The organism is Rhodococcus sp. ENV425 (genome assembly GCF_002887785.1).
In the GTDB taxonomy this organism is placed as follows: Bacteria; Actinomycetota; Actinomycetes; order Mycobacteriales; family Mycobacteriaceae; genus Rhodococcus; species Rhodococcus aetherivorans.
Genome location: NZ_PCZU01000139.1, coordinates 1 through 7,195, shown reverse-complemented (window position 1 = coordinate 7,195; position 7,195 = coordinate 1). Strand labels below are relative to the sequence as shown.

9 protein-coding genes and 1 pseudogene are annotated in these 7,195 nt (G+C 70.4%); 1 reads left to right on the top strand and 9 read right to left on the bottom strand.

Features of this window, described 5'->3' with window-relative positions; genetic code table 11:
• Positions 1 to 9 precede the first annotated feature (9 nt).
• The 7 genes from CQZ88_RS10875 to CQZ88_RS10845 form a co-directional block, all read right to left on the bottom strand.
• Positions 10 to 1,032 carry a lysophospholipid acyltransferase family protein gene (locus CQZ88_RS10875; protein WP_006935972.1) on the bottom strand — a complete coding sequence of 341 codons (1,023 nt, stop codon included), beginning with the start codon at positions 1,030 to 1,032 and terminating at the stop codon, positions 10 to 12.
• Complete coding sequence (locus CQZ88_RS10870) at positions 1,029 to 2,105, bottom strand: NAD-dependent epimerase/dehydratase family protein (RefSeq protein WP_044475927.1); 1,077 nt, start codon at positions 2,103 to 2,105, stop codon at positions 1,029 to 1,031. The genes CQZ88_RS10875 and CQZ88_RS10870 overlap by 4 nt, the downstream gene beginning before the upstream one ends.
• Positions 2,106 to 2,329: 224 nt before the next feature.
• Positions 2,330 to 2,431 carry a 30S ribosomal protein bS22 gene (locus CQZ88_RS10865; RefSeq protein ID WP_003402602.1) on the bottom strand — a complete coding sequence of 34 codons (102 nt, stop codon included), beginning with the start codon at positions 2,429 to 2,431 and terminating at the stop codon, positions 2,330 to 2,332.
• 202 nt (positions 2,432 to 2,633) lie between these two features.
• Positions 2,634 to 2,870, bottom strand: coding sequence for a helix-turn-helix domain-containing protein (locus CQZ88_RS10860; protein ID WP_003937551.1), 237 nt, complete (start codon positions 2,868 to 2,870; stop codon positions 2,634 to 2,636).
• Between the two features lie 121 nt (positions 2,871 to 2,991).
• Positions 2,992 to 3,810, bottom strand: a complete 819-nt coding sequence (proC, locus tag CQZ88_RS10855; protein WP_029545142.1) for a pyrroline-5-carboxylate reductase — start codon at positions 3,808 to 3,810, stop codon at positions 2,992 to 2,994.
• Positions 3,811 to 3,859: 49 nt separating this feature from the next.
• Complete coding sequence (locus CQZ88_RS10850; protein ID WP_065922296.1) at positions 3,860 to 4,714, bottom strand: thioesterase family protein; 855 nt, start codon at positions 4,712 to 4,714, stop codon at positions 3,860 to 3,862.
• Positions 4,711 to 5,382, bottom strand: coding sequence for a MerR family transcriptional regulator (locus tag CQZ88_RS10845; RefSeq protein ID WP_043803244.1), 672 nt, complete (start codon positions 5,380 to 5,382; stop codon positions 4,711 to 4,713). The genes CQZ88_RS10850 and CQZ88_RS10845 overlap by 4 nt, the downstream gene beginning before the upstream one ends.
• 82 nt (positions 5,383 to 5,464) lie before the next feature.
• On the opposite strand from CQZ88_RS10845, the gene CQZ88_RS10840 reads away from it, so the two are divergent.
• Positions 5,465 to 5,884, top strand: a complete 420-nt coding sequence (locus tag CQZ88_RS10840; protein ID WP_102799740.1) for a hypothetical protein — start codon at positions 5,465 to 5,467, stop codon at positions 5,882 to 5,884.
• Here the strand turns inward: CQZ88_RS10840 and CQZ88_RS10835 are convergent.
• Together CQZ88_RS10835 and CQZ88_RS30835 are read right to left on the bottom strand one after the other, a co-directional pair.
• Positions 5,840 to 6,802, bottom strand: coding sequence for a sugar phosphate isomerase/epimerase (locus CQZ88_RS10835; RefSeq protein WP_006935986.1), 963 nt, complete (start codon positions 6,800 to 6,802; stop codon positions 5,840 to 5,842). The genes CQZ88_RS10840 and CQZ88_RS10835 overlap by 45 nt on opposite strands.
• 13 nt (positions 6,803 to 6,815) lie before the next feature.
• A pseudogene (locus CQZ88_RS30835) lies at positions 6,816 to 7,195 on the bottom strand (hypothetical protein); the annotation flags it as partial.

The following is a 7,195-nucleotide window of genomic DNA, read 5'->3' as shown; positions in this document are numbered from 1 at the left end:
GCCGGTGCCCTAGCCGAGAAAGACGTTGCGCCGCTTGGTGAGCAACCGGTACAGCGTCTGCTGGATGGTCTCCCGCACGTGGTCGGTGACCTCGAACAGCACCATCGGATCCTCCACCGCGGCGTCGTCGTAGACGTCGGTGGCGATCGGTGTGCCGAACTCGATGTACCACTTCGAGGGCAGCGGAACGATGCCCAGCGGACCGAGAGCCGGGAAGAGCGGGGTGATCGGGAAGTACGGAAGGCCGAGGAGCCGGGCGATGGACGTGAGGTCGGCGATCTTCGGGTAGATCTCCTCCGAGCCCACGATCGAACAGGGCACGATCGGTGCCTTGGTCTGGAGCGCGGCCGAGACGAAGCCCCCGCGCCCGAACCGCTGTAGCTTGTAGCGTTCGCTGAACGGCTTGCCGAGCCCCTTGTACCCCTCGGGGAACACCGCGACGACCTGATCCTCGCGGAGGAGCCGCTCGGCGTCGGGATGGCACGCGAGGGTGTGCCCGGCCTTGCGGGTGACGCTGCCGACGACCGGCATCCCGAAGGCGAGGTCGGCCGCGAGCATCCGCAGCGGACGGTGGGCGAGGTCGTGCACCGCGACGGAGGTCATCAGCGCGTCCACCGGCAACGTGCCGGCATGGTTGGCGACGATCAGCGCGCGGCCGTCGGCCGGAATGTTCTCGATGCCCCGCACCTCGACGCGGAACCACTTCTCGAACAGCGGCCGCAGCGCGGGCAGCAGGACGTTGTCGGTGAAATGCGGATCGAACCCGAAGTCGTCCACCTCGTAGTCGCCCGTGATGCGGCGCCGGAGGAACTCGGCGGTACCGGTGATCTGCCCGACCAGCTTGTGCCGCAGATCGTCGAGGAACCCGTCGGCCGCCGTCTCCTGCACGGGCAGCTCGGGGCGCTCGGGTGGTGTCGGCGAGCCGAGGCCGTACGTCGACGGATGACCGGAACCGGCACCCGGACGTGCGGCCGCCCGCCGCGCCGACCCAGTCCCACCGTGGAGCGGGATCACCTTGGCAACTTCTGTCATCGCGCCTCCATCCGCTCTCCGAGCGCCGAGAGCAGGACCGACTCGGTTCGATCGACCCATTCCGTCCGGACGACCCGCCGCAGTCCGACGTTGCGGGCGAAGTCGTCGAGTGCCTGCTTGGTGGTCCACCTCGGCTCGAAGCCGAGTTCGGTGCGCATCCGCGTGGTGTCCAGGCCGCGCCCGAAGTGGAAGTAGTCGAGTTCTTCCTTGTTGAACGATTTCATCACCGGCCCCATCAGTGCCTGCCCGACGGTGCGGAACAACCCGTAGGGCATCGGCACGGTCAGTCCGCCGGCCCGCCGCACGGCCTGCGACATCATCACGATGCCGTCGCCGGCGACGTTGTAGGTCCCGGGCGGCCCCGCGACGGTGGCCCGTTCGAGCGCCGAGAGGGCGTCCTCCTCGTGCAGCAACTGCAACCGGGCGTCGCGACCGAGGATGGTGGGCACGATCGGCGAGGTGAGGTACCGCGATACCGAGCCGGGCATATGGTTGCCCACCGTCGGGGCGAGACGCAGGATCGTCGCGGCGATGTCGGGCCGCCGGCGCGCCATTCCGCGCAGGTAGCCCTCGACCTCGATCATGTCGCGGGCGAAGGCGCCGGTCGGCCGCCGGCGCGCGCTCATCTCCTCGGTGAACTTCGCGGGGTCCTTCGCGCTCGAGCCGTACACCACCGACGACGAGCGCAGCACGACGCGCCGCACGGACGGGGTCTTCTGGCACACGGCGAACAACTGCATCGCGCCGAGGACGTTCATGTCCTTCATCGCGGCGCGGCTACCGGACTTGGGAGCCTTGGTGAGGGTCGACGCGTGGACGACGGTGTCGACGTCCATATTCCGGATGACCTTGCCGATGAGGGGGTTGCGGATGTCGGCGAGCACGAACTCGGCGCGGCCCATGCGCCGCAGCATGTCCTTGGTGGGCGACTGGGTGTCGACCGCGATGACGCGCTCGACCGCCGGATGCTGCGCCAGCCGGGTGACCAGGTAGCCACCGAGGAATCGGCTCGCTCCGGTCACCAGGGCCACCCTCGGCGGGTCGATACCGTCGATCTCCGAACTCACCCACATACCCCCTGCCGTCACTCCGGTCTCTCACGATACGGTGACTTTCGCAACAAAGCATTACACCGGAGTAACCGATCACCGGAATGGCCCCTGTGCGGGACCTTCGGCCCCTCGGGCGCACACTCCGCATTCCGGCCGAACCGGACATTCCGCTCGCCGGCCGCCGACGAGCCGGCGGAAACGCTCGATGCCCGCCACCGCGGGGTGACGGGCATCGGGAGATCGATCTACTTGCCGAGTTTACGACGCTGCACTCGGGTGCGGCGGAGCAGCTTGCGGTGCTTCTTCTTCGACATGCGCTTGCGGCGCTTCTTGATCACAGAACCCATCTGGGTTTTCCCTCACGTTCTCTCTAGCGTTCCTGCGCGCACGCCGGTGACGTACGCCTGTTGTCGACGCTGGGCCTCGTGGTGACGAGCTCAGCGCCTCACGACACCGGGTGGCCGGTACGACGACAAGCAATCCTACCGGGGCGGGTTTCGATCGGTGAAACCGAGGTCCGCTCCGGGTTCGATTGCGGTCGTCGACCGCTCAGCCGACGTCGAAGTAGGACGTTTCCAGGTAGTCGTGCACAGCCTTGGCGTGCACCCGGAACGAACGCCCCACTCGCACGGCGGGCAGTTCCCCGCTGTGCACCAGCCTGTACACGGTCATCTTCGACACCCGCATCAGCGCCGCCACCTCGGCGACGGTGAGGAACTGGGTGCCGGAGAGAACCGACTGACCGTCCTCGGGTTGACCCTTCGACGGTTTGCTTCCAGATACCATTACACACCTCCGGCACGTCCCGCGCCGCCGGCTTCCCCTCCGGCGGAACAGACACGCACGTGCTCGATCGAGCTTAGCGTGACCAATGGTTCCCGTGCGACGATGCGCGCGACGAATTTCCTCAATCCCCGGACGAACCGAGGGCCGCGGAGCGGTCCCGGGCCGCCGCGAGCGCCTCGTAGAACGCCGTCCGGACGCCGCCGCGCTCGAGTTCCCGGATCGCCGCCGCGGTGGTTCCGCCCGGCGATGTCACCGCTGCACGCAGGTCGGCGGCGTTCTCCCCCGACCGGGCGAGCATGGCCGCCGAACCGGTCATCGTCTGCACCACCAGCTCGGTGGTGGTCGCCCGCGTCAGGCCCAGAGCGACGCCCGCATCGATCATCGCCTCGGCGACGAGGAAGAAGTACGCCGGGCCGGAACCGGACACGGCGGTGACCGCGTCGATCTGGGACTCGGGAACCACCGTCACGGTACCCACGGACTCCAGGATCTCGCGCGCCAGCGCCAGATGGTCGGGCTTGACGTGCCGGCCGGCGGCGATCACGCTCGCACCCTCCCCCACCAGCATCGGGGTGTTGGGCATGACGCGCACGACCGGCGATCCGGCGGGCAGCTTGTTCTCGTACCGCGACGTGGGCACGCCGGCCACCAGCGACATCAGCAGCTTCTCGCGGTCGCTGTCCAGGTCGGCCTTGCCCAGGTCCGCGAGCACCACGTCCACGTCGCCCGGCTTGACCGCGATCACCAGCACGTCGGCGCCTTCGGCCGCGTCGGCGATCGAGTCGGTGACGCGGATCGAGTACTCGGTGGCCAGCTCCTCGGTCCGGGCCGGGAACTTCTCGACGACCACCAGATCCTTGGTCGCGAATCCACTCTGCAGCAGCCCCGAGACCAGCGCCTCGCCGATCCTGCCGCCACCGATCACCGCAATTCTCGTCATGGGCAACAGCCTGCCACGACCGTTGTCGTGCCCCGCATCGCCCCGACGATCAGCGCGGGATCATCGCGAGCTGGCGGCTCTGCACGACGACGGCGCCGGTGGCGTCGACGACGGTGTGGTCCTCCTCGAACCAGGCGTTGCCCAGGACCGTGCTGTCGGCCATGATCCGCAGCCAGCCGGGCGCCGGCAGTCGCCGCAGGTAGGCGGTGAGCTGCACGGTCGGAGCCCAGCCGAACAGGCCGCGGTTCATCGTGACCGGGGCCGAGATGTCCCCGGCCATCAGCGCGAACAGCACGGCGGTGTCGACGTCGGCCTCGTCCCCCGGCCACGGCCGCGCCCACATCCGCACCACCGGTTCGCCCTGCTCTCCCGCGAGGAAGCGGGCGCTGGCCTCGTCCACGACGAGGTCGGCCCCGCCGCACAGGTTCACCACCTGCGCCATGGGGTGGCCGGGCCCGATGAGGGGCGCGCCGGCGGGCGGCTGCACCGGCAGCCCGGTGACCGGGTGCGGCGCGGTGTATCGCGGCTCGCCCGCGTCGGGCTGCCCGAGCGTCACCGAGGCACGGACCGCGATGCGGTCGCCCTGGGCCAGCTCCACGTCGACCAGACCGACCTGCTTGCCCAGCTTGCGGACGGTGGTGGTCAGCTGCACGTCGCCGGGGTCGGGGGCGGCGACGAACCCGGCACTCACCGCGAGGGGCTGCACGGCCGGATCGGACCCGGCGGCCTGCAGCGCCGACCGGGCCGCCGCGGCGCACACGGCGAGCATGCAACCGCCGTGCACCTTGGGGCCGATCGTCCAGACCGGGGCGATGTGGGCGAGCCAGCGATCGTCGCCGGCGGCGTCGAGTGTCGTCAGGTCGCGGAACGGGTGGTTCTCGGGATCGGGCACGGCGTCGGTCACTGCTGCTCCTGGGAATCGGCGACGGGGCTGTCGAGGGAACCGGGTGGGAAGAACTCGGTGAAGCGGCGGGCGGCAAGGTGCTGGTGCGCGAGGCGGCGCATCGCGGTGAGGACGGGTTCGTACAGGGCCGTGCCGAGGACCGCCGCCTCGACCGTCGCATCCCGGGACCGGGTGGGCAGCAGGTCGAGGTCGAGCTCGGCGATGCCGAGCACGTGCCGTCCGTAGACGTCGATGCGCTCGTCGCTCATCGCCAGGCCGGCGGATTCGAGGGCGGCCAGGGCTCGCTCGAGCTGCGCGACGGCCGCGAACCGCGGGTCGTAGAGCTGGCCGAGCCGCTCGAGGACGCGCCGGGCACGCGGACAGTCGCGGGGTTCGGGCGCGTCGTCGTCGGGCGGGTAGGGCGGCAGCGCGGCGATGGCCCGGCCGAGGGCGACGAACAGCGACTCGTCGGTGCCGTCGAGGAGACGGACGATCTCGCGGATGCGCGGCAGCGGCAGCCCCTGGGCGGCGAGCGCACGGATCAGGGCGAGGCGGCGGACGTGCCGCTCGTCGTACCGGGCCTGGGTGGCGCTGGTCGCCTCGCCCGGCATCAGCAGGCCCTCGCGCAGGTAGTACTTCACGGTCGCCAACGGGACGCCGGTGCGGGCCACCAGTTCCGAGATCCGCATTGCCACCTCCTCTTGACATCGGATAGTACAACTATCCAGTATTGGATATTGCAACTATCCAATTGTCTGCGAGGAGGACCTCGTGCATCCCGTACTCGTCATCGCCCTCGGCGCCACCCTGCTCACCGTCGCCGGGATCGCCTTCGGCGGCACGTTCCTGCTGCGCGTCACCGGCGGGCGGGTGCCGGCCAACGAGCTGCAGAAGGCCTTCTTCCGGGCCGGTCACGCCCACGCCGGCGTCCTCTTCACCCTGGGATTGCTCGTGGCGGTGCTCACCGACGCGGTCGGCGCCTCACCCGGATGGGCCGCGGCCGGCGCGCTCGCCGTGCTCGGCTCGGCGATCCTGATCCCGGCCGGATTCTTCCTGTCCGTGCTCGGCCCCGACCCCCGGCGGCCGGGCGCGATGATCGCCTCGGTGTGGCTCGGCGCCGCCGCCCTCGTCGCCGGGGTGACGATCTCAGGCGTCGTGGTTCTCGGCGCCGGGATCGGCGCCCTGGCCTGACGCGCGAACCTGCTCGATCGCCGTCGAACGCGGATGCTCGGGCCCGGTGGTGATCGCCAGTCGGGGGGCGCGGTGCAGATGCTCGCGAGCGAAGGCCAGCGCCTGGGCCAGCGCCCGTGCCCGCGCGGACCGGGTACGCGCCCCCTGGGTGCTGACCTCCAGGACGACGTGCCCGGAGAAGTCGCTCTCGGCGAGGAGCCGGCACACCTGCTCACACGGCTGGCCCCCCTCGCCCGGGAGCAGATGTTCGTCCGTCGAAGCACCGTGGCCGTCCGCGAGGTGCAGATGGGCCAGACCACCGCCCATGCGCTCGGCGAGCGCCACCGCGTCCATCCCCGCCGTGGCGGTGTGCGAGAGGTCCAGCGTGTAGTGCGCGAAGCCGGTGTCGGTGGGATCGATCGACGGGCTGTAGGCCGACACCGCCCGGCCCGGCCCGCCCCGCTTGCGCATGCGCTGGGCGGTCCGGTCGCGGCCGCCGAAAAACACGTCGGCGCGCATCGGGTACATGTTCTCCACCGCGACGACCACGTGACTGCGGTCCTCGAGGTCCGCCACCTGATCCGCGAAGCCGTCCGCGTAGCGGCGCTGCCACCGGAACGGCGGATGCACCACCACCGACGTGGCACCGAACGATTCCGCCGCCCGCACCGACCGCTCGAGCTTCGCGGCCGGGTCCGAGCCCCACACGCGTTGCGAGATCAGCAGGCACGGCACGTGCACCGCCAGCACCGGTACGCCGTACTTGCGCACCAGCGCCTGCACCGCCCGCACGTCCTGGCTCACCGACTCGGCCCAGATCATCAGCTCCACGCCGTCGTAGCCGAGTTCGGCCGCATAGCGGAAGGCCGCCTCGGTGTTCTCCGGATACACCGAGGCGGTCGACAACCCGACCAGGATCTCTCGCGAAAGGACGCTCATGACGACGTGCGGATCAGCCGGTGGGCAGCAGGAACAACAGCGGACCGAACGTCACGAAGGCGCCCACGGCGAGAGCGATGAGCTGGCTCGTGATGTCGTCGGTGCGGCGGAGGATGCGCACCATCGCCACCAGGCCGACAATGACCAGAAGTGCGAGCGCGAACGCCACCCACGGCAACGCGTCCCACAACTGTTCGAAGCCCTTGAACAGCAGCGCGCCCGCGATGATCGCGACGACGCCCTCGCCGATCAGCCGCACCCACTGACCGATCGCGCCGCGCGGCTCACCGGTGTCGGACGGGGCCTCGTCCGGCTCAGCCGCGGCCGGGGTCTCCGCCGGGGCGGCAGTGCCGCGGCGACGGCGTGACCGCGCGGACCGCTCCTCCGGCTTCT

Coding starts and splice junctions, on each gene's coding strand:
- CQZ88_RS10845 (WP_043803244.1), bottom strand. CDS start 5,382: ATGCGGATCTCGGAACTGGTGGCCCGCACCGGCGTCCCGTTGGCGACC.
- CQZ88_RS10875 (WP_006935972.1), bottom strand. CDS start 1,032: ATGACAGAAGTTGCCAAGGTGATCCCGCTCCACGGTGGGACTGGGTCG.
- CQZ88_RS10865 (WP_003402602.1), bottom strand. CDS start 2,431: ATGGGTTCTGTGATCAAGAAGCGCCGCAAGCGCATGTCGAAGAAGAAG.
- CQZ88_RS10860 (WP_003937551.1), bottom strand. CDS start 2,870: ATGGTATCTGGAAGCAAACCGTCGAAGGGTCAACCCGAGGACGGTCAG.
- CQZ88_RS10835 (WP_006935986.1), bottom strand. CDS start 6,802: ATGAGCGTCCTTTCGCGAGAGATCCTGGTCGGGTTGTCGACCGCCTCG.
- CQZ88_RS10870 (WP_044475927.1), bottom strand. CDS start 2,105: ATGTGGGTGAGTTCGGAGATCGACGGTATCGACCCGCCGAGGGTGGCC.
- proC (WP_029545142.1), bottom strand. CDS start 3,810: ATGACGAGAATTGCGGTGATCGGTGGCGGCAGGATCGGCGAGGCGCTG.